This window comes from Mesorhizobium sp. WSM4312 (assembly GCF_002294875.1).
Taxonomy (GTDB): domain Bacteria; phylum Pseudomonadota; class Alphaproteobacteria; order Rhizobiales; family Rhizobiaceae; genus Mesorhizobium.
Genome location: NZ_NSFU01000002.1, coordinates 207,138 through 226,881, shown reverse-complemented (window position 1 = coordinate 226,881; position 19,744 = coordinate 207,138). Strand labels below are relative to the sequence as shown.

The following is a 19,744-nucleotide window of genomic DNA, read 5'->3' as shown; positions in this document are numbered from 1 at the left end:
CTATGCCACTTCGCTTTGTCCGTGATATGCCGCCATCGAAATGCCGGACGGTGCGGGCAAGGGCTTGTTCCGGAATGTGTGGGGTGCCTTTGATGACGATTTCCAAGCCGGTTTTCGACCGTCTGGGACTTGGCCTGTGGATGGGAGCGTTCCTGGTCGTCCTTGCCATGATCCTGTGGTCGCCCGACACGCGTTCGGTGTTGCAGGCCTACAGATACGGCAGTCAGGAATTCCTGGCCGGCCGGCCGCTCTACGATATCCAGTCCGAGATGGGATATCTCTACGCCCCGGCCTTTGCCGCGCTCTATGTTCCCATACTCGAGCTCGGACCGCATCTGGGTGGACTGGCGTGGCATATCATCGGTTTCGCGGTGCTGACCTACGCCGCGATGCGGCAGGTGCGCAGGCTCGGCGGCGAGGAATTGCCATGGCTGCTTTCCTACGGCCTGTTCCTTGCCTTGCCGATGGCGCTGGGGGCGATCCGCAACGGCCAGGCGACGATCCTGCTGACCGGCGCCTGCTGGCTTCTCACCTTGTCGGCGCTCGAAGGGCGGCGTGCAGAAACCTTCTTCTGGGCTTCGGTCGCCATCATCGCCAAGCCGACCGCGATCATCATGCTTTTGCTGGTCGGCGCCCTGCGCCTGCGGCTGATACCGGTGCTGGTGCTGGCGGTGCTGTTCGTGCTCGCCTTGCCCTATGCGTTCGCTCCCGCGAGCTATCTCAACGACCAGTATCGTGTCTTTGGCGGGATGCTGACCTCGATGGCTGTCGACAATACCAGCCACTTTGTTCCCACCGACTTCACGGCGCCCTTCACGACAATCGGCTTGCCCCTCCCGGAATTCGGCGCAACCATCGTGCGTATCGTCATGGCCTTGTTCACGCTTTCATTCGTCATCTGGTTCGATCGCAAGCTCGAACGCGGGACGGCTGGTCTCGCCATCTTCCTGGCGGCGACGTTCTACATGTGCGTCTTCAACCCGCGCGTCGAGCCCAACACCTATGCCATGATCGCCGTGCCGGCCGGTCTCGCTATCGCCTTGTTGTGGCGCGAGGAACGGGGCGGCGTCCTGGCTTCGGTGCTCTCCGTGATTCTGTTCCTGACCGGATTGACGGGCGTCGAACGTCACATCCATGATTTCCTGTACCCCTGGTTCCGGCCGATCGCGGTGACCCTCATTGCCGGTCCCCTGATCTGGTGGTTCTGGGCCAGGGCGCGAGGCAAGGTGAGGGGAGTCAAGGTGATGAATGAAAGGCCTGTCGCAAATGGCTGAGGCGCGGCCCATTCTCGATATCGTCGCGCCGTTCTTGAACGAGGCGCAGTCGGCATCGGCCTTTGCCGCATTGCTCGACAAGCTCGAAGCGGAAGTGTCACAGCGTTTCGGCATGGAAGTCCATAAGATCCTGGTGGACGACGGCAGCCGCGACGACGGCGCCGAGCGGTTTTCTCAGGCGCTGTCGGGTTCCTGGGAGATCGTCCGGCTCAGCCGCAATTTCGGCAAGGAGGTCGCGGTGCTCGCGGGCCTCGACCAGTCGCGCGGCGACATGGCGCTGGTCATGGACGCCGATCTCCAGCATTCGATGGACACCAGCCTGAAGATGATCGCCGAACTGGTGGAAAATCCGGATATCGACGTCGTCTACGCACAGAACGACCGCCGCGAAGCCAGTTGGCGGCGCAGCCAACTGGCGAAGCTGTTCTACAGTCTGATCAACAGCAGCCAGCGTTTCGACATTCCAGAAAATGCCGGCGACTTCCGCGTCATGCGTGGCGCCGTGGTGCGCGCGCTGACCAGCCTGCGTGACAAAAGGCGCTTCAACAAGGGCCTGTTCGCCTGGGCCGGCTTCCGCCAGAAGGCCATAAGCTATTCGCCGGAAAACCGTGTCACCGGCAAGTCGAAATGGAGCCGGCTCAACCTGATCGCCTTCTCGCTGGAAGGGTTTACGTCCTTTTCCGTCATTCCGCTGCGCATCATCAGCCTGAGCGGGATGCTGGCGGCGCTGGCGGGGATCCTCTACGGAGCCAAGGTGTTCTTCGAGGTGCTGTTCTACGGCATCGCCGTCCCCGGCTATCCCAGCCTCATGGTCGCCGTCGTCCTGCTCGGCGGCCTCAACCTCACCTTGCTCGGCCTGATCGGCGAATATGTCTGGGTCACGCTTTCGGAAAGCAAGGACCGCCCGATCTATATCGTGCGCGACGTCGTGCGCGGCGTTTCGGACAGGCCGCCAGGCGCGTCCGGCGCATGACGCGGCGCATCCGCCTGATCGCCGACGATTACGGCCTGGCGCCCGGCGTTTCCGCCGGAATTCTCGACCTGCTCGATCGCGGCCGCCTGACCGGCACCAGTTGCATGACCGGCTTTCCGGAATGGCGTGATGCGGCGGCGCGCATAAAGCCGCTGCGCGGCCGCGCAGCGGTGGGGCTGCACTTGACCCTCACCGACCAGCCAGCCGTCACCGGCCGGTCGAGCCTGGCGCCGGAAGGCCGGCTGCCGCCGCTGCGTTCGCTGGCGCTGCCGGTGCTGCGCGCAAGCATTGACGAGCGCGATGTCCATGCCGAGCTGGACGCGCAGCACAGCCGCTTCGTCGAGGCGCTTGGCCGCCAGCCCGACTTCATCGACGGGCATCAGCACGTGCATTTCCTGCCCGTCGTGCGCACATGGCTGCGGGGGTGTTTTCCCGAAGCCGGCGGCCGGCCGGCGCTGCGTGGCGCTCCGGCGCTGGGCGATGCCGTCGTCGCGCCGAAGGTCGCGGCAATCGCCGCCGTGGCCGCCGGCTTCAACCGGTCGATGGCACGCGCCGGCTTTACCCTTTTCGAGCCGCTCGCCGGCATCTATGACTGGCGGCAGCCCGAACGGTTCGCGCCGGTTCTGCAGGCCGCCCTCGAGGCGCTGCCGGAACGAGGCCTGTTCATGTGCCATCCCGGCCATGTTGACGAGACGCTGCGGGCGCGCGACCCGATGCAAGGCGTGCGCGAGGTGGAATACGCGGTGCTGGCCTCCGACGCGTTCGGTGCGAGCCTCGCACGCGCCGGCGTCGAGATCATGGACGGCAAGGGATGAGCGGCGCCGACCAGCCCCGGCGTTCGACCGGCAGCAAGATCGTGCGCTTTGCCATTGTCGGACTGGCGAACACGGCCATCGACCTTGCCGGCTTTTTTCTGCTGCTCAAGCTGCATGTCCCGCCGCTGCCGGCCAATGTCGTCTCATGGTCGATCGCCGTCATCTTCTCTTTCTTGGCCAACGGCTTCTGGTCGTTCGAGCGCAACCAGGCCATCCGGCTGCATGACGCCTTCCTGCGTTTCGTCTCGCTTGGTGCGTTGATTTCGCTCGGCGTCTCCAGCCTGTCGATCGCACTTTTCGCCGGTATTGCCGGCGTGTGGCCGGCGAAGATCGGCGGTGTCATCGTGGCGGCGGTGCTGAATTTCCTTGCCGCGCGCTGGTCGATCGAAGGCCGGTTGCTGAAATAACGGCTACTGCGCCGGCTCCACACCGACATAGGCGGCTTCCTCGAGCTCGCGCTTCAGGCGTGTTTCCTCATGGGTCTTCGGTGTGACGAAGCGGCCAAGCAGGAGATAGGCGACCGGCGTCAGGAACAGTGTCGAGACGGTGGCCAGCCCCAGTCCGCCGACGATGACCCAGCCGAGCGCCACGCGTGCCTCGGCACCCGCGCCCACCGCCAGCACCAGCGGCACGCCGCCAAGTATGGTGCAGATCATCGTCATCATCACCGGCCGCAGGCGGATGGTCGAAGCCTGCTCGATCGCCTCGCGCACGCCGAGCCCGCGATCGCGCAGCTGGTTGGCGAACTCGACGATCAGGATGCCGTTCTTCGCCATCACGCCGACCAGCAGCACCAGGCCGATCTGGCTGTAGGCGTTGAGGCTGGTGCCCGACAGCAGCAAGGCGAAGATCGCGCAGGCCAGGCCGAGCGGCACGGTCGCCATGATGATGACGGCGCTGACGAAGCTTTCGAACTGGGCGGCCAGCACCAGGAGGATGATGACCAGCGCGAAGCCGAAGATGGTGACCATGGCGCTGTTGGTTTCGCCCAGCGTGGCGGCTTCGGCCAGCGGCAGGATGCGGCTGCCCGGCGGCAAGAGCGGCGTGGCGATCTCCTCGGCGCGGCTCAGCGCGTCGCCAAGCGCGAAATTGCCCGAGAGGTTGGAGGTGATGGCCACCGATGGCTGCTGCTGTTCGCGCGACAGCGATGGCGGCACGGCGCGTTCGGTCAGCGTGGCTATGGTCGACATCGGCACGAAGCGGCCGTCTCCCGTCTTCAGGAAGACGTTTTCCAGATCGGTCGGATCGTTGATCGGATTGGTGGTCGAGACCAGTTTCACGCCATAGCTGCGGTCGGCGATGTAGACGTCGACGACATCGTTGCCGTCGAGCATGGCCTGCATGGTGTTGGCCAGCCCCGTGATGTCGATGCCGAGGTCTGAGGCGCGCTCGCGGTCGATGGCGACGGCCAGCTGCGGCTGCGTCGGGTCGATCGACAGGCGCGGCGTCTGGAAGCCCGGATCCTTCTGCATCTCGGCGATGATCTTCACCGCCGCGTCGCCGAGCGCCTTGCGGTCGTTGCCGACCAGCGCGAATTGCAGGCCGTTGCCGGCGCCGCGGATGCCGAGGCTGTTGGGCTGCACCGGGAAGATGCGCACGCTCGGCACCTGCCTGGTCAGCTGGCTGATCTCGGCCATGATCTCCTGCTGGCTGCGGCTGCGCTCGTTCCAGGGCGCCAGCGTCATCACCATGAAGCCGGAATTGTAGGAGCCGTTCTGGCCGGCATTCTCGAAGGTCGAGCGGATCTCGCCGGAATCGCGCATCGGCTGGATCAGCTTCTCGATCTTCTGCATCTGCTGCGTCGTGTAATCGAGGCTGACGCCTTGCGGCGCATTGATGCGCAACAGCACGGCCGCGCGGTCCTCGGTCGGCGTCAGTTCCTGGCGGATGGTGCCGAACAGGGTGAAGGCAGTGCCGGCAAACAGCACCGCGACCAGAACCACGATCCAGGGCGCATCGAGGCAAGCGTGCAGGGCGCGCCTGTAGGCGGTATTCAACACGCCGCCGATACGGGCGCCGAAGCCGTGGCCGCCCTCGTGGTGAAGTGAGGCGCCGGTCAGCATGCGCGAGGCGAGCATCGGGCAAAGCGTCAGCGCCACCACGCAGGACAGCAGCACCGACATGGCAAGCACGAACCCGAATTCGCGGAACAGGCCGCCGGTCTGGCCGGGCAGGAAGGAGATCGGCACGAAGACGGCGACCAGTGTCAGCGTCGTGGCAACGACGGCGAAAAACACTTCCTGCGCGCCGAGCACGGCGGCCGCACGCGGCCCCATGCCTTCGTTGCGCCGTCGCACGATGTTTTCAAGCACAACTATGGCGTCGTCGACGACAAGGCCCGTCGCCAGCACCATGGCGAGCAGCGTCAGGATGTTGACCGAGAAGCCGGCCAGATAGATGGCGGCGATGGTGCCGATCATGGCGACCGGCATCGACAGGCCGGGGATGAGCGTGGCGCGCCAGTCGAGCAGGAAGATGTAGATGACGATCAGCACCATGGTCACCGACAGGCCGAGCGCGATCTCGACCTCGTGGACCGCGCCCTTGACGAAGACGGCGTCGTCGCTGGTGATCTTGATCGCCATGCCCTTGGGCAGGTTTTCCTGCAGCTTGGCGACAGCGGCCTGAACGCCGGTCGAGATGTCCAAAGTGTTCGATTCCGCCTGGCGGATGATGCCGATGCCGATGCCGGTCTTGCCATCGGAACGCAGCGTGGTCTGGCCGACATCGGGGCCGAGCGTGACGGTGGCGACATCGCGGATGCGCGTCGTGCCGCCGATGATGATGTTTTCGAATTCCTCGGGCGTGGTCACGTCCGCCGTGGTGCGGACGATCAGGTCCTGGTTGGTCGTGGTGATCGATCCGGCAGGGGAATCGAAAGCGACCGACGCCAGGGCTGTCCGGAGGTCGGCGACGGTGAAGCCGAGGCTGGCGAGCTTGTTCTGGTCGACGTCGATGCGGAAGATCTTGTCGCGGTCGCCATAGACCTGGACGTCGGCGACGCCGGGCACGGCTGCCAGTTCGTCCTCGATCTGATCCTGCACCACCACGGTCATGTCCTGGACCGACATGTTGTCGGACGTCACAGCAAGCCGCATCACCGCATCGGAATTGGCATCGGCCTTGACGATGCGCGGCGGATCGGCGGTGTCCGGTATCTGGTTGGCGACGCGGCCGACGGCATCGCGCACGTCGGAGGCCGCGACGTTGAGGTCGACGCCGTCGTTGAATTCGATGGTGACGCGGCTCTGGCCGAACGAGGAGGAAGACGAGATCGACTTGACGCCGGAGACGCGGGCGACGGCACCTTCGATCGTGTCGGTGAGCTCGCGGTCGACGGTTTCGGCCGCGGCGCCCTGGAAGGTGGTGGAAACGGTGACCACGGCGCGGTCGACGTCCGGAAGTTCGCGGATCTCGACGCCGTAGAAGGCGGCGAGGCCGGCAACCGCGATGAGGACGTTGAGCACGAAGGCCATGACCGGCCTGCGGATGAACAGCGCGGTGAAGCCGGTATCGCCGGCGGCGTTGACGGGTCCGGTCATGAGCCTTCGGCGGTGTCGGCGGCGCGCTGCTCCTGGCCGGCGATGCGGACCTCGCCGCCCTCGCTGACGCTCTGCGTGCCTTCGGTGACCACCATGTCGCCGCTGTCGATCTCGGCATCGATCAGCACGGTCTCGGTGTTGCGCTGGATGATGCGCACCGGCACGCGCTTGGCCTTGCCGTCCTCGATCTGCCAGACATAGGCGCCGTCCGAGCCCCACAGGATCGCCAGCGGGCTAACGGCCGGGTAGGTCTGGCCAGGGAATTTCATGGTGATGGAGAATGACATTCCGGCGCGCAGCGAATCGGCGGGATTGGCGATCTTGGCCTTGACCAGCAGCGTGCGGCTCTTCTCGTCGATGTGGTTGTCGATGGCCGAGACCGTGCCGGTATAGGCGCTGCTCGGATTGGCGATCGGCGTCGCCGTCAGTTGCGCGCCGACCTTGACGGCGGCGGCGAAGCGCTCGGGCACCTGGAAATCAACCAGGATCGAGGAGCGGTCGTCGAGCGTGGCGATGGCCGACTGGTTTGTCACGTAGTTGCCGGCCGAGATCGGCAGGATGCCGACGGTGCCTGATATTGGCGCCAAAATGGAGCGGCGCTGCAGCGCAAGCTCGGCGTCCTGCAGCGCCAGCTTGGCGCCCGCCAGAATCACCTCTGCATCAGCGACGGCGACCGGCGTCGCGGCATTGGAGGCGCGCAGCGATTTGACGCGGTCGAGCTTGGACTGCGCATCCTGCAAGGCGAGCTTGGCGCGGTTCTGTGCGATGATCTCGGTCTCGGAATCGAGCGTCGCGATCATCTGTCCCTTGTCGATATGGCCGCCGGATTCGACCAGCAATTCTGCAAGGCGGCCGGAACTGTAGGGATTGACGGTCACCGAAGCGTTGGCGCGGCCGGTGCCGATCGCCTGCAGGCGGTCGTTGATGACAGCCGAGGCGGCCGGCGATGCAACGATGGTGGCAATCCGGAGGCCGTTGCGCCCCGCCTGCCGGGAGCCAGCCGCCGCAGTGTCCTGCGCCGAAGGTGTCGCGCCATAAGCCCAGTCGATGCCCCAACGCGCCAGCACTTGAGGAGCCCCGGGGTAGAAGCGCGCCCACACAGCCGCTGCTGCGACCACGACCACAAACGCAAGGACAATCTGTTTCCAGTTCGGCATCGACACTCCAGCGGCAAGAATCGCCTGCCGGTTCCAGACGGAAGCGGATGCAGCGACGATACGGGCTGGCGGCGAAAACCGGCCACGCCACATCCCGGTATCAGCGGTTTATGGCAATTATCACGCAATCGTGCACATTAAATCTCGGTAACATGAACTCGAGATACCCGCCTGGAGCGGATGCGATTGGCCGGTGACCTTGCTAACGCAGACCTTCCATCTCGCGGATGCGCCGGGCGCCGTCGGCCTCGAGCTGTCTGGTGACGGCGCCGATCAGCGTTTCGGCGACGACGAAGAGCGCGGCCGAGGAATCCCAGGCGGAAGGCACCGCGGTTCGTCCGACGATGACGTGGCGGGCAAACCGGGCGATCGGCGACAGCCACTGGTCGGTGAACAGCACGATCTGGACGCCGCGCTGATGCGCCTTTTCGGCGAAGCGGACGAGGCTGTCCTGGTAGCGCCGGATGTCGAAGATCACCAGAACGTCGCGCTTGCCCATGTCGATCAGCCGGTCGCGCCACATGCTCTCCTGGCCGGCTAGGTGAAAGACGTCGGGCTGGATGACGGCAAGGTGGGCGGCCATGTAGCGCGCCAGCGGATCGGTGAAGCGGCCGCCGATGAGGAATGTCTTGCCACGCCGGTCGGCAAGCCGTGCCGCGATGTCCGCCAGCTGCTTATCGGAGAGGTGGCGAAAGGTCTCGCGCATATTGTCGAGCGTCGCTTCCAGCATCGGCGAGACCGTGCCGCCGCCGGGCGAGGGCGGGTTGAGCGTTCGTATGGCCGGCGACTGCAGCTGCGCCGCCAATTCGTCCTGCAGGCTCGACTGGAACTCCGGATAGTTCTGGAAGCCGAGCCGGGCCACGAAGCGCAGGATCGTCGGCGAGGAGACGCCGGCCGCGGTCGAGAATTCGGCGACCGTCTTCAGGCCGATCATCGGATAGCTGGCGATCAGCGTCTGCGCCGCGCGCCGTTCGCCGGCCGGCATCGTGCCGATGCGGTCGGCTATCAGTTCGGCAATGCTGGAAATCATCTTTTCCCCCACCCCTTGGCCTGGTCCATGAGATCGCATTTGACAAAGCCTGGTAAACTGTATGAAATCATCCATAGGGACGCAATGAGGCAAAATACGTAACATACGATACAGCGCTCCCCGGGGACGACAGACTATGGAGAAAGCACGGCCCGCCAGCCTTGCATCGCCCGATACCGTGAGGGTCACGAACCCGGGCGGATCGAGCCCTTTCGTGCTGACTTGCGACCACGCCTCCAATTTCCTGCCCGCCGAATTCGGCACGCTCGGCCTTGCCGCCGAAGACCTGTCCCGCCACATCGCCTGGGATCCAGGCGCGCTGCCGGTGGCAACGCGCATGGCGCAAGCGCTCGATGCGACGCTGGTCGAAACCCGCATTTCGCGCCTGGTCATCGACTGCAACCGGCCGCTCGACGCGCCGGACCTCGTGCCGCCGGTCAGCGAGACGACATCCATACCGGGCAATGCCGGCCTGTCGGAAAAGCAGCGCGCGGTACGGATCGCCCTGTCATGGCAGCCATTTCACGGCACCATCGAACGCATCGTCGAGGAACGGCTGGCGCGCGGCCAGGAGACCCGGCTGGTGTCCGTGCATTCCTTCACACCGGTCTACAAGGGCCGCGACCGGCCCTGGCATATCGGCATCATCCATGACGAGGATCGCCGGCTGGCGTCGCCACTGATATCGGCGCTCAAGCGGCTTGCCGGCATCACCGTCGGTGTCAACGAGCCCTATTCGCCGGCCGACCGCGTCTATTTCACGCTGGAACGGCATGCACGCTCGCGCGGGTTGCCCTGCGCGATGATCGAAATCCGCAACGATGAAATCTCCGGTGAGACCGGGCAGCGGAAATGGGCGGATCTGCTCACCGGCATATTTTCGAATCTGGAGCCCGAGGAGGCCAGGGGCTCCCGACAACGCGCCATGGGAAAGTCAGTTCAATCGGCCAGCTAAAAACCAAATAGGGGACTAAAATGTCAGCGCAAGACTACACAGAAGTCGACAAGCACGAGGACCTAAAGGTTCTCCACGGGATGGGCTATGCTCAGGAATTGTCGCGAAGCATGAGCCGCTTCTCGAATTTCGCGATATCGTTCTCGATTATTTGCATTCTGTCGGGCGGCATCAATTCCTTCGCCCAGGCCATCTCGTCGATCGGAGGCGCCGGCGCCGGCATCGGCTGGATCGTCGGCTGCGCCGTGTCCGGATTCTTCGCCCTTGCCATGGCGCAGATCGCATCCGCATTTCCGACCGCGGGCGGCCTCTACCACTGGTCGTCGATTCTTGGAAACCGCTTCACCGGCTGGCTTACCGCCTGGCTCAATCTGCTCGGGCTTATCACCGTGCTCGGTGCCATCAATATCGGCACCGCATTCTTCTTCGTTGGTACGTTCGGAAGCTGGTTCGGCATCACCGGCACGCCGGGCGAGATCGTCGGATTTGTTGCCATCATCACGGTCATCCAGGCGCTCTGCAATCATTTCGGCATCAGACTGACTGCCATGCTGACGGATGCCTCCGGCTTCCTGATCCTCGGCGCCACGGCCGTGCTGATCGTGGCCTGCCTCGTGTTTGCTCCGGCGATCGACGTCACGCGGCTGTGGACCTTCACCAACTATTCCGGCGATGCCGGCGGCGGCGTTTTCCCGCAGTCGGATTCCATGACCTATCTGTTCCTGCTCTGCCTGCTGCTGCCGGTCTATACGATCACCGGTTATGATGCGTCGGCGCACACTTCGGAAGAAACCCTGAAGGCGGCGCACTCCGTGCCGCGGGCGATCATCTCGTCGGTGCTGTGGTCGTCGCTGATCGGCTGGGTGATGGTTTGCGCGATCACTCTGGCCATTCCGGACCTGGCGGCAGGTGCCAAGCAGGGCTGGAGCGTGTTCTTCTCGACCATGGACACAATCCTGCCGGTCTGGCTCAAGGAACTGCTCTACCTTGCGATCCTGATCTCGCAGTTTCTGTGCGGCCTTGCGACCGTCACCTCCGCCTCGCGGATGCTGTTTGCGTTCTCGCGTGACGGCGGCATGCCCGTCGGATCGGCCGGACTGGCGAAGGTCTCGCCGAAATATCGCACTCCCGTCAACGCGATCTGGACGGCCGCGATTCTCGAGATCGTCTATGTTTTCCTGGCCCAGTTCATCTCGATCGGCGGTACAAACATCTACACCATCGTCGTCAACTCGACGCTGGTCTTCCTGTTCCTGTCCTTCATCATTCCGATTGTGCTCGGCATGATGACTTTCGGAACCGCCAAATGGCCGAATCCCGGCCCCTGGAATCTCGGCAGCGGCCTGTTCAAACTATTCTGCGTCCTGTCCGTCATCGGCATGGCGATTATCTTCTACATCGCCGTCCAGCCGCCGAACGACAAGGTACTCTACATTACCGTCGGCTTCCTCGTGCTGACCGCGGTGCTCTGGTACGGCTTCGAGAACCGCCGCTTCCAGGGGCCGCCGATTGGCGACCAGATCGCAGCGCGTCAGGCGGCGATCAAGGCCGCCGAACAGGCGGTCGGCGAGACCGGAAACTGATGCTTTTCTTCATGACCATGGCCGGCATCGTGCCGGCCATGGTTTCGTTACTCCCTCTCAATCGACCAGCGCTGGAGTGCCACAGGAATGGCCGGAAATTTCTCGTTCGATCAGTTGAAGAAAGCGGTCTCCGGCGGTGAGATCGACACGGTGCTGGCCTGCATCGTCGACATGCAGGGGCGGCTCGCGGGAAAGCGGTTCCTGGCGCAGTATTTCGTCGATTCCGCGCATGACGAGACGCATGGCTGCAACTATCTCCTGGCCGCCGACATCGATATGGAGCCGGTGCCGGGCTACAAGGCGGCAAGCTGGTCGAAGGGCTATGGCGATTTCGTCATGAAGCCGGATCTCGCCACGCTGCGGCGCATTCCATGGTTGGAAAAGACTGCGCTGGTGATCTGCGACGTGCTCGATCACCACGACCATGAGGATTTGGCACACTCGCCCCGCGCCATCCTGAAGAAGCAGGTCAAGCGGCTCTCCGAGCGCGGCTATATCGGCTACTTTGCCTCCGAGCTCGAATTCTACCTGTTCAGCGAGACCTACGATTCGGCCCGCAAGAAGCACTGGCAGGGCCTCGACACCGCCTCGCCCTATATCGGCGACTACCAGATCGGCATCACCACCAAGGAAGAAGGCGTCATGCGCCGGCTTCGCAACGAGATGGAAGCGGCCGGCATTCCGATCGAGAACTCCAAGGGCGAGTGGGGTCCCGGCCAGGAAGAGATCAATGTGCGCTATGCCGAGGCGCTCGACATGGCCGACCGCCACGTCATCCTGAAGAACGGCGCCAAGGAGATCGCCGAGTCCGAGGGCAAGGCGATCTCCTTCATGTCCAAGTACAATTACGGGCTCGCCGGCAACTCCAGCCACATCCACAATTCGCTGTGGAGCGCCGACGGCAAGACGCCGCTGTTCTTCGACAAGAAGGCTGACTGGACGCTGTCGACGCTCGGCCAGCAATGGGCGGCGGGGCAGTTGAAATACGCCAAGGAGTTCACCTGGTTCCTGGCGCCCTACATCAATTCCTACAAGCGCTTCCAGGCCGGCACCTTCGCGCCGACCAAGATCATGTGGAGCGAGGACAACCGCACCGCCGGCTTCCGCCTGTGCGGCGAGGGCACCAAGGGCATCCGCATGGAATGCCGCATCGGCGGCGCCGACCTGAACCCCTATCTCGCCTTCGCGGCGCTGATCGCCGCCGGCCTTGCCGGCATCGACGAGAAGCTCGAACTGCAGAAACCTTTCGTCGGCGATGCCTATCAGGCTTCGCGCCTCCCGGAGATTCCGAAGACGCTGCGCGACGCCACCGAGACGCTGGCCAAGTCGAAGATGCTGAAACAGGCGCTCGGCGAGGACGTGCTCGAACATTATGTCCACACCGCCAAGTGGGAGCAGTTGGAATACGACCGCCGCATTACGGATTGGGAACTGCACAGGGGGTTCGAGCGGTACTAAACTATGTGGGGCTTCGCCGCCCTTGGCCATCGCCTGAATGGCGGGCGGCGTCAAAAATCAAGATTTCATGAAGTGCGAGGACTGAAGGAATGGCCGAAACGGTCAAGTTGAAATCCCCCATCGACGGCTCGATCTACGCCGAGCGGCCCGTGGCAACGGACCAGGCGGTCAACGCCGCGGTCGAGCGCGCCAAGGCGGCACAGGAGAAGTGGGCGCAGGTACCGATCGTCGAGCGCGGTAAGTACATTCTCGCGATGCTCGAAGCGCTGGTGGCGATGACCGACGAGATCGTGCCGGAGATCGCCTGGCAGATGGGACGTCCGGTGCGCTATGGCGGCGAGTTCGGCGGTGTCAAGGAACGCACCAATTACATGGTCGAGATCGCCGAGCTGGCGCTGAAATCCGTGCCGGCCTCAAACCCGAAGGATGGGTTTCGCCGCTATGTGAAGAAGGATCCGCTCGGCGTCGTCATGGTGATCGCGCCGTGGAACTATCCTTACCTGACCGCCGTCAACACCGTCGTGCCGGCGCTGATGGCCGGCAATGCCGTCATCCTCAAGCATGCCGCACAGACGCTGCTCGTCGGCGAGCGTTTTCAGCAGGCCTTCGACAAAGCCGGCCTGCCAAAGGGCGTGTTCCAGAATGTCGTGCTCAACCACGCGCAGACCGAAAAGCTGCTCGGCTCAGGCAAGATCGACCATGTGAACTTTACCGGTTCGGTCGGCGGCGGCCGCGCCATCGAAAAGGCGGCGGCCGGCACTTTCATGACGCTCGGCCTCGAGCTTGGCGGCAAGGACCCGGCCTATGTGCTGCCCGACGCCAAGATGGACCATGCGGTTGCCAATCTGGTCGACGGTGCCTTCTATAATTCCGGCCAGTGCTGCTGCGGCATCGAACGCGTCTACGTGCACGAGAAGGTCTATGACGAGTTCGTCGAAGGCTTCATCGCCGAGACGAAAAACTATGTCGTCGGCAATCCGCTGGAGCAGGCGACGACGATGGGGCCGATGGCGCAGGCGCGTTTCGCTGACCTGATCCGCGAGCAGAAGGCCGAAGCGCTGCGCAAGGGCGCCAAGGCGCACATCAACATGAAGGTGGCTGACGACAAGGCCGGTTCGCCCTATCTGGCGCCGGAAGTGCTGACCGAAGTCGACCACCAGATGAGCGTCATGCGCGAGGAAAGCTTTGGCCCGATCGTCGGCATCATGAAGGTGCGCAACGACGAGGAGGCGATCGCGCTGATGAACGACAGCGCCTATGGGCTGACCGCCTCGATCTGGACGCGCGATACCGAACACGCGGTGGCGATCGGCAACCGCGTCGAGACCGGCACGGTGTTCATGAACCGCTGCGACTACCTCGATCCGGCGCTGGTCTGGACCGGCGTCAAGGACACCGGCAAGGGCGCGGGACTGTCGGCCATCGGCTACGACAATCTGACTCGGCCGAAATCCTTCCACCTGCGCGAAGCCATCTGATTTTTCGAAAGACAAAAAATGTCCCAGCTCATCTCCAAATGGAACTACCCCACCACCGTCCGTTTCGGCGCCGGGCGCATCAAGGAACTCCCAGAGGTGCTTGCAGCCACCGGTATCAAGCGGCCGCTCTTCGTCACCGATCCGGGCCTGGCGAAACTGCCGGTCGTCGCTTCGACGCTGAAAATCCTCGACGACGCCAAGGTGCCTTACGGTGTGTTTTCCGAGGTGAAGCCGAACCCGGTCGATTCCAACCTCACCGCCGGCATCGCCGTGTTCAAGAAGGGCAAGCATGACGGCGTCATCGCCTTCGGCGGCGGCTCGGCGCTCGATCTTGGCAAGCTGATCGCCTTCCAGGCCGGCCAGACGCGGCCGGTGTGGGATTTCGAGGACGTCGGCGACTGGTGGACGCGCGCCAATTCGGATGCGATCGCGCCGATCATCGCCGTGCCGACCACGGCCGGCACCGGCTCGGAAGTCGGCCGCGCGGGCGTCATCACCAATGAGGAGACGCACACCAAGAAGGTCATCTTCCATCCGAAGCTCTTGCCGGCGATCGTCATCGCCGATCCGGAACTGTCGGTCGGCATGCCCGCTTTCATCACCGCCGGCACCGGCATGGATGCGCTTGCCCACTGCCTGGAAGCCTATTGCGCGCCGGGCTATCACCCGATGGCCGACGGTATTGCCGTCGAGGGTGTCCGGCTGGTGTTCGAGAACCTGCCGAAGGCCTATGCCAACGGCAAGGACCTGGTCGCGCGCGCCCATATGATGAGCGCGGCCGCCATGGGCGCCGCCGCTTTCCAGAAGGGGCTGGGTGCCATCCACTCGCTGTCGCACCCGATCGGCGCGCTCTACGACACCCATCACGGCATGACCAATGCGGTGTTCATGCCCTATGTGCTCGCCTTCAACCGTGACTCCATCGAGGAGCGTATCGCCCGGCTCGCCGCCTATTGCGGCATCAAGGGCGGCTTCGACGGCTTCGCCAAGGCGATCATCAAACTGCGCAAGGAGTTGAAGGTGCCGCACGCGCTGCCGGGCCTGATCAAGGGGCTCGACATGGACAAGAAGCGCAAGGCGCTTATCGCCGACATGGCGGTGGTCGATCCGACTGCCGGCGGCAACCCCGTCAAGCTGACCAAGAAGGCGGCGCTGACGCTGCTGGAAAACGCCATCGCCGGCACGATCTGAGACGCTTTCCGCATGGAAAATTGATCTGAAAAAGGGGCAGAAAAACAAGGGGAGGAGATGAAGGGCAAGGCACAAACTAATTAGCCGGAAAAAGAATCGCGAGGCGATTGCTACAACCGGTTAAAAAGAGTTTACTTTTTCGCACTGCGAGCAGCCGGTTTCACAAAGCTTTCATCTGGCTGTCACATGAAAACGATACCGCATCGCAGGCGTCCAACGGCGTCAGTTCAACGGAGAGAACACATGTTCAAATTCACGGGGAAGGTGCTTTCCCTTTCGGCCGCGACCCTGATGGTGTCGTCGGTGATTTCGTCCGCGGCTTCGCTGGATGATCTCGTCAAGGCCGCGAAGGCCGAAGGCCAGCTCACCACCATCGCGCTGCCGCATGACTGGTGCGGTTACGGCGCGGTCATCGACGGCTTCAAGGCTAAGTATCCGGAAATCACCATCAACGAACTCAACCCCGATGCCGGTTCCGGCGACGAGGTCGAGGCGATCAAGGCGAACAAGGACAACAAGGGTCCGCAGGCTCCCGACGTCATCGACGTCGGCCTGTCTTTCGGCCCGTCCGCCAAGAAGGACGGTCTGATCCAGGCTTACAAGGTGTCGACCTGGGACTCGATCCCCGACAGCGCCAAGGATGCCGACGGCTTCTGGACGGGCGATTACTACGGTGTGCTTTCCTTCCAGGTGAACAAGGACCTGGTGAAGGTATCGCCGACGGACTGGGCCGACCTGCTGAAGCCGGAATTCGCCAACTCGGTCGCTCTTGCCGGTGATCCGCGCGCTTCGAACCAGGCCATCCAGGCGGTATATGCCGCTGGTCTCTCGTCGGGCGCGGCGGCTGGTGAAGCTGCTGGCACCGCTGGCCTCGACTTCTTCAAGAAGCTCAACGCCGCCGGCAATTTCGTGCCGGTCATCGGCAAGGCCGCGACGCTGGCCCAGGGCCAGACCCCGATCCTCGTCACCTGGGACTACAACGCGCTCGCCGGTCGCGACACGCTGAAGGGCAACCCGCCCGTCGACGTCGTCGTGCCGAAGACAGGTGTCGTCGCCGGTGTCTACGTGCAGGCAATCAGCGCCTACGCACCGCACCCGAACGCAGCAAAGCTCTGGCTGGAATACCTGTATTCCGACGAAGGCCAGATCGCCTGGCTGAAGGGCTATTGCCACCCGATCCGCTTCAACGATCTCGCCAAGAACGGCAAGATCCCGGCTGACGTGCTGGCCAAGCTGCCGCCGGCCGAGTCCTATGCGGCCGCGGTGTTCCCGACGCTCGACGAGCAGGGCAAGGCCAAGGAAGCCATCACCAAGAACTGGGACGCCGTTGTCGGCGCCAACGTCAAGTAACAGTTGAGATCCACCGGGCGGCTTCACGGTCGCCCGGTTCTTTCTCTCGAAGACGGTAGCCGGCGCATGACCGATATCTCAATGTCCGACCCCGCTGTTACCGGCAAGACGGCGCCTCCCGCCGAGGCGCGCAGCGTGAGGCTGCCGACGCAATGGCTTGGCGTCGCGCCGTTCTTCATTTTCGCCATCATGTTCCTGATCTTGCCCACGCTCTACCTTATGCTGGGCGCATTCCAGAACGATGCCGGAGAATTCACACTCGAAAACATAGTCGCATTGGCGCAGCCGTCGATCGTTGCCGCCTACTGGATTTCGATCAAGGTCAGTCTTGCCTCATCGCTGATTGGCGCCTTTGCGGGTTTGGCGATTGCGATCGCCATCGTGCGCGGTGGCCTGCCGGACTGGATACGCTCGGCGACACTGACGTTTTCCGGCGTGGCCTCGAATTTCGCCGGCGTGCCGCTGGCCTTCGCATTCCTCGCCACACTCGGCCGGCTCGGCCTCGCGACGGTCATACTGAACACCCTGTTCGGCCTCAACATTTACGCACACGGCTTCAACATCCTGTCGTTCTGGGGCCTGACGCTGACCTATGTCTACTTCCAGATCCCGTTGATGGTGGTCATCATCGTGCCGGCCATTGACGGGCTGAAGAAGGAATGGGGCGAGGCCGCCGCGACGCTGGGCGCGACCGTGTCCCAGTACTGGCGCATGGTGGTCATTCCGGTGATCTGGCCGAGCTTCCTCGGCACCGTGATCCTGTTGTTCGCCAATGCCTTCGGCGCCATCGCCACCGCCTATGCGTTGACCGGCTCGTCACTCAACATCGTGCCGATCCTGCTCTATGCCCAGATTCGTGGCGACGTGCTGCACAATGCCCATCTCGGCTATGCCATTGCCTTTGGCATGATCCTGATTACCGGTCTTGCCAATGTCTTCTACATCTGGTTCCGCACCCGTTCCGAGAGGTGGCTCAAATGAAGGCTGGCAGATTCTGGGCCTGGGTCGTCTTCGCGCTGGGCGCGGCCTATTTCTTCATCCCGTTGATCGCGACGGTGGAGTTTTCCATGCGCATGCGGCGCGGTGCGTATTCCTTTGATGCCTACAAGGTCGTGCTGGGCGACGCACGCTTCCAGGCGACATTCGGGTATTCGGTGCTTGCCGCCGTTTTCACCATCATTCTCGGCGTACTGATCGTGGTGCCCGCCGCCTATTGGATCCGGCTGCGCCTGCCGCAGCTGCGCCCGATCGTCGAGTTCATCACCTTGCTGCCGCTGGTCATCCCGGCCATCGTCATCGTCTTCGGATACATCAGAATGTATGGCTCGAATTCGCCGTTGCCGTTCCTGGCGACCGACACGGGCACCAATGCCTTGTTGGTGATCGGCTATGCCACACTGTCGTTGCCCTATATGTACCGCGCGGTGGATACAGGACTTCGCACCATCGACGTGCGCACTCTGACGGAAGCGGCGCAGATTCTGGGCGCCGGCTGGGGGACGATCGTCACCCGTGTTATCCTGCCCAACGTGTTGATCGCGGTGTTGTCGGGTGCGTTCCTGACCTTCGCGATTGTCATTGGCGAATTCACCATGGCAAGCCTGCTCAACCGGCCGGCCTTCGGCCCGTATCTGCAGAACATCGGCGCCAACCGCGCCTATGAGCCGGCAGCGCTTGCAATCATTGCCTTCGCCATCACCTGGGGTTGCATGTCGCTGATCCAGATCCTGTCCCGCTTCGCGCCGAAATCGGCGAACCGCCCGAACTGATCGAAAGAACACCACCATGGCCGAGCCATTCCTCTCCATCCAGCACGTCCGGAAATCCTTCGGCGCCACCACGGTCGTGGAGGATTTCAATCTCGACGTCGAGCCGGGTGAATTCGTCTCCTTCCTCGGGCCGTCCGGCTGCGGCAAGACCACCGTGCTGCGTATGGTCGCCGGCTTCGAAGAGCCGAGCGCCGGCAAGATCGTCGTCGCCGGCAAGGACATCACCCGGCTGAAGCCCAATCAGCGCAATGTCGGCATGGTGTTCCAGGCCTATGCGTTGTTCCCTAACCTGACCGTGGCGCAGAACATCGGCTTCGGCCTGAAAGTCGCCGGCATGCCCAAAGCGGACATCGACGCCCGCGTTGCCGAGATGCTCGGCATTATCAAGCTGCCGCAGATGGCCGACCGCTATCCCTACCAGCTCTCGGGCGGCCAGCAGCAGCGCATCGCGCTGGCGCGCGCGATCGCGCCGAAGCCGAAGCTGCTTTTGCTCGACGAGCCGCTGTCGGCGCTCGACGCCAAGGTGCGCGTGTCGCTGCGCGAGGAAATCCGCTCGATCCAGAAGAAACTCGGCATCACCACCATCTTCGTCACGCATGACCAGGAAGAGGCGCTGTCGATCTCCGACCGCATCGCCGTCATGTATGGCGGCAAGGCCGAGCAGGTCGGCACGCCGTTCGAGATCTACAACCGGCCGGCGACCAAATTCGTCGCCAATTTCGTCGGCACGCTCAACGTGCTCGAAGGCAAGGTCACCGATGCCGCGGCCGGCACGGTTCAGGTCAACACGCAGGAAGTCTCGCTCAAGGGCAAGCTCAACGGCTCGAAGTCCGGCGACACGCTGTCGCTGGCGCTGCGGCCCGAGGCGATTTCGCTCGGCCGCCAGCCCGGCCGCGATTCCAGCCTGATCGGAGAGATATCCGAAGTGCACTTCCTCGGCTCGGTGATCCGGGTCCGCGTCGGCATCGGCGGCAACACGGTGTCGCTCGACACCTTCAACAACTCGGCCACGCCGCCACCCGCGGTCGGTGAGAAGGCCGAGATTTCGTTCTCATCGGGCGACATGCTGGTCTTGCACTAGCGGAGCGAACGTCATTCCGCGGCGGTCTCTAATGCGCCGAACAACGCGTCTTGATCGTCGATGCTCGCAACCCTCGATGCCGTGGGTT

The 19,744-nt window shown here is 63.5% G+C and carries 16 protein-coding genes; 13 read left to right on the top strand and 3 right to left on the bottom strand.

Going from position 1 to position 19,744, the window contains the following annotated elements; translation table 11 throughout:
• The first annotated feature begins 92 nt into the window (after nucleotides 1-92).
• The 4 genes from CK228_RS04325 to CK228_RS04310 are packed head-to-tail and all read left to right on the top strand — an operon-like array spanning nucleotide 93 to nucleotide 3,469.
• Nucleotides 93-1,274 carry a glycosyltransferase family 87 protein gene (locus CK228_RS04325; protein ID WP_095787023.1) on the top strand — a complete coding sequence of 394 codons (1,182 nt, stop codon included), beginning with the start codon at nucleotides 93-95 and terminating at the stop codon, nucleotides 1,272-1,274.
• Complete coding sequence (locus CK228_RS04320) at nucleotides 1,249-2,247, top strand: glycosyltransferase family 2 protein (RefSeq protein ID WP_245437965.1); 999 nt, start codon at nucleotides 1,249-1,251, stop codon at nucleotides 2,245-2,247. The genes CK228_RS04325 and CK228_RS04320 overlap by 26 nt, the downstream gene beginning before the upstream one ends.
• Nucleotides 2,244-3,062, top strand: coding sequence for a ChbG/HpnK family deacetylase (locus CK228_RS04315; RefSeq protein ID WP_095787021.1), 819 nt, complete (start codon nucleotides 2,244-2,246; stop codon nucleotides 3,060-3,062). Before CK228_RS04320 ends, CK228_RS04315 begins: the two co-directional genes overlap by 4 nt.
• Nucleotides 3,059-3,469 carry a GtrA family protein gene (locus CK228_RS04310; RefSeq protein ID WP_095772562.1) on the top strand — a complete coding sequence of 137 codons (411 nt, stop codon included), beginning with the start codon at nucleotides 3,059-3,061 and terminating at the stop codon, nucleotides 3,467-3,469. The genes CK228_RS04315 and CK228_RS04310 overlap by 4 nt, the downstream gene beginning before the upstream one ends.
• A 3-nt stretch (nucleotides 3,470-3,472) precedes the next feature.
• Here CK228_RS04310 and CK228_RS04305 read toward each other — a convergent pair whose 3' ends face one another.
• From CK228_RS04305 to CK228_RS04295, 3 genes are all read right to left on the bottom strand, one after another.
• Nucleotides 3,473-6,604 carry an efflux RND transporter permease subunit gene (locus CK228_RS04305; RefSeq protein WP_095787020.1) on the bottom strand — a complete coding sequence of 1,044 codons (3,132 nt, stop codon included), beginning with the start codon at nucleotides 6,602-6,604 and terminating at the stop codon, nucleotides 3,473-3,475.
• Nucleotides 6,601-7,761, bottom strand: a complete 1,161-nt coding sequence (locus tag CK228_RS04300; protein WP_095787136.1) for an efflux RND transporter periplasmic adaptor subunit — start codon at nucleotides 7,759-7,761, stop codon at nucleotides 6,601-6,603. Before CK228_RS04300 ends, CK228_RS04305 begins: the two co-directional genes overlap by 4 nt.
• A gap of 202 nt (nucleotides 7,762-7,963) precedes the next feature.
• Entirely contained in the window at nucleotides 7,964-8,791 is an 828-nt protein-coding gene (locus CK228_RS04295; protein WP_095787019.1) for a MurR/RpiR family transcriptional regulator, read from the bottom strand.
• 136 nt (nucleotides 8,792-8,927) lie between these two features.
• Here CK228_RS04295 and CK228_RS04290 point away from each other — a divergent pair, with 136 nt between their 5' ends.
• The 9 genes from CK228_RS04290 to CK228_RS04250 all read left to right on the top strand — a co-directional run bounded on the left by CK228_RS04290 (nucleotide 8,928) and on the right by CK228_RS04250 (nucleotide 19,656).
• Entirely contained in the window at nucleotides 8,928-9,746 is an 819-nt protein-coding gene (locus CK228_RS04290) for an N-formylglutamate amidohydrolase (protein WP_095787018.1), read from the top strand.
• A gap of 20 nt (nucleotides 9,747-9,766) precedes the next feature.
• Complete coding sequence (locus CK228_RS04285) at nucleotides 9,767-11,329, top strand: amino acid permease (RefSeq protein WP_095787017.1); 1,563 nt, start codon at nucleotides 9,767-9,769, stop codon at nucleotides 11,327-11,329.
• Between the two features lie 87 nt (nucleotides 11,330-11,416).
• Nucleotides 11,417-12,787, top strand: coding sequence for a glutamine synthetase family protein (locus tag CK228_RS04280; RefSeq protein ID WP_095787016.1), 1,371 nt, complete (start codon nucleotides 11,417-11,419; stop codon nucleotides 12,785-12,787).
• A gap of 89 nt (nucleotides 12,788-12,876) precedes the next feature.
• On the top strand, nucleotides 12,877-14,265 hold the full coding sequence (locus CK228_RS04275; RefSeq protein WP_095787015.1) for an aldehyde dehydrogenase family protein: 1,389 nt from the start codon (nucleotides 12,877-12,879) through the stop codon (nucleotides 14,263-14,265).
• Between the two features lie 18 nt (nucleotides 14,266-14,283).
• Nucleotides 14,284-15,456 carry an iron-containing alcohol dehydrogenase gene (locus CK228_RS04270; protein ID WP_095787014.1) on the top strand — a complete coding sequence of 391 codons (1,173 nt, stop codon included), beginning with the start codon at nucleotides 14,284-14,286 and terminating at the stop codon, nucleotides 15,454-15,456.
• Between the two features lie 243 nt (nucleotides 15,457-15,699).
• Complete coding sequence (locus CK228_RS04265) at nucleotides 15,700-16,806, top strand: ABC transporter substrate-binding protein (RefSeq protein WP_095772571.1); 1,107 nt, start codon at nucleotides 15,700-15,702, stop codon at nucleotides 16,804-16,806.
• 81 nt (nucleotides 16,807-16,887) lie between these two features.
• A complete protein-coding gene (locus CK228_RS04260; protein WP_179295817.1) occupies nucleotides 16,888-17,787 on the top strand; it encodes an ABC transporter permease subunit in 900 nt (299 codons plus the stop codon).
• Nucleotides 17,784-18,575: an ABC transporter permease gene (locus tag CK228_RS04255; protein ID WP_095772573.1), complete on the top strand. Its 792-nt coding sequence runs from the start codon at nucleotides 17,784-17,786 to the stop codon at nucleotides 18,573-18,575. Before CK228_RS04260 ends, CK228_RS04255 begins: the two co-directional genes overlap by 4 nt.
• 16 nt (nucleotides 18,576-18,591) lie before the next feature.
• The gene (locus tag CK228_RS04250; protein ID WP_095772574.1) at nucleotides 18,592-19,656 is read left to right on the top strand and encodes an ABC transporter ATP-binding protein; all 1,065 of its coding nucleotides are present in this window, start codon (nucleotides 18,592-18,594) and stop codon (nucleotides 19,654-19,656) included.
• Nucleotides 19,657-19,744: the final 88 nt, after the last annotated feature.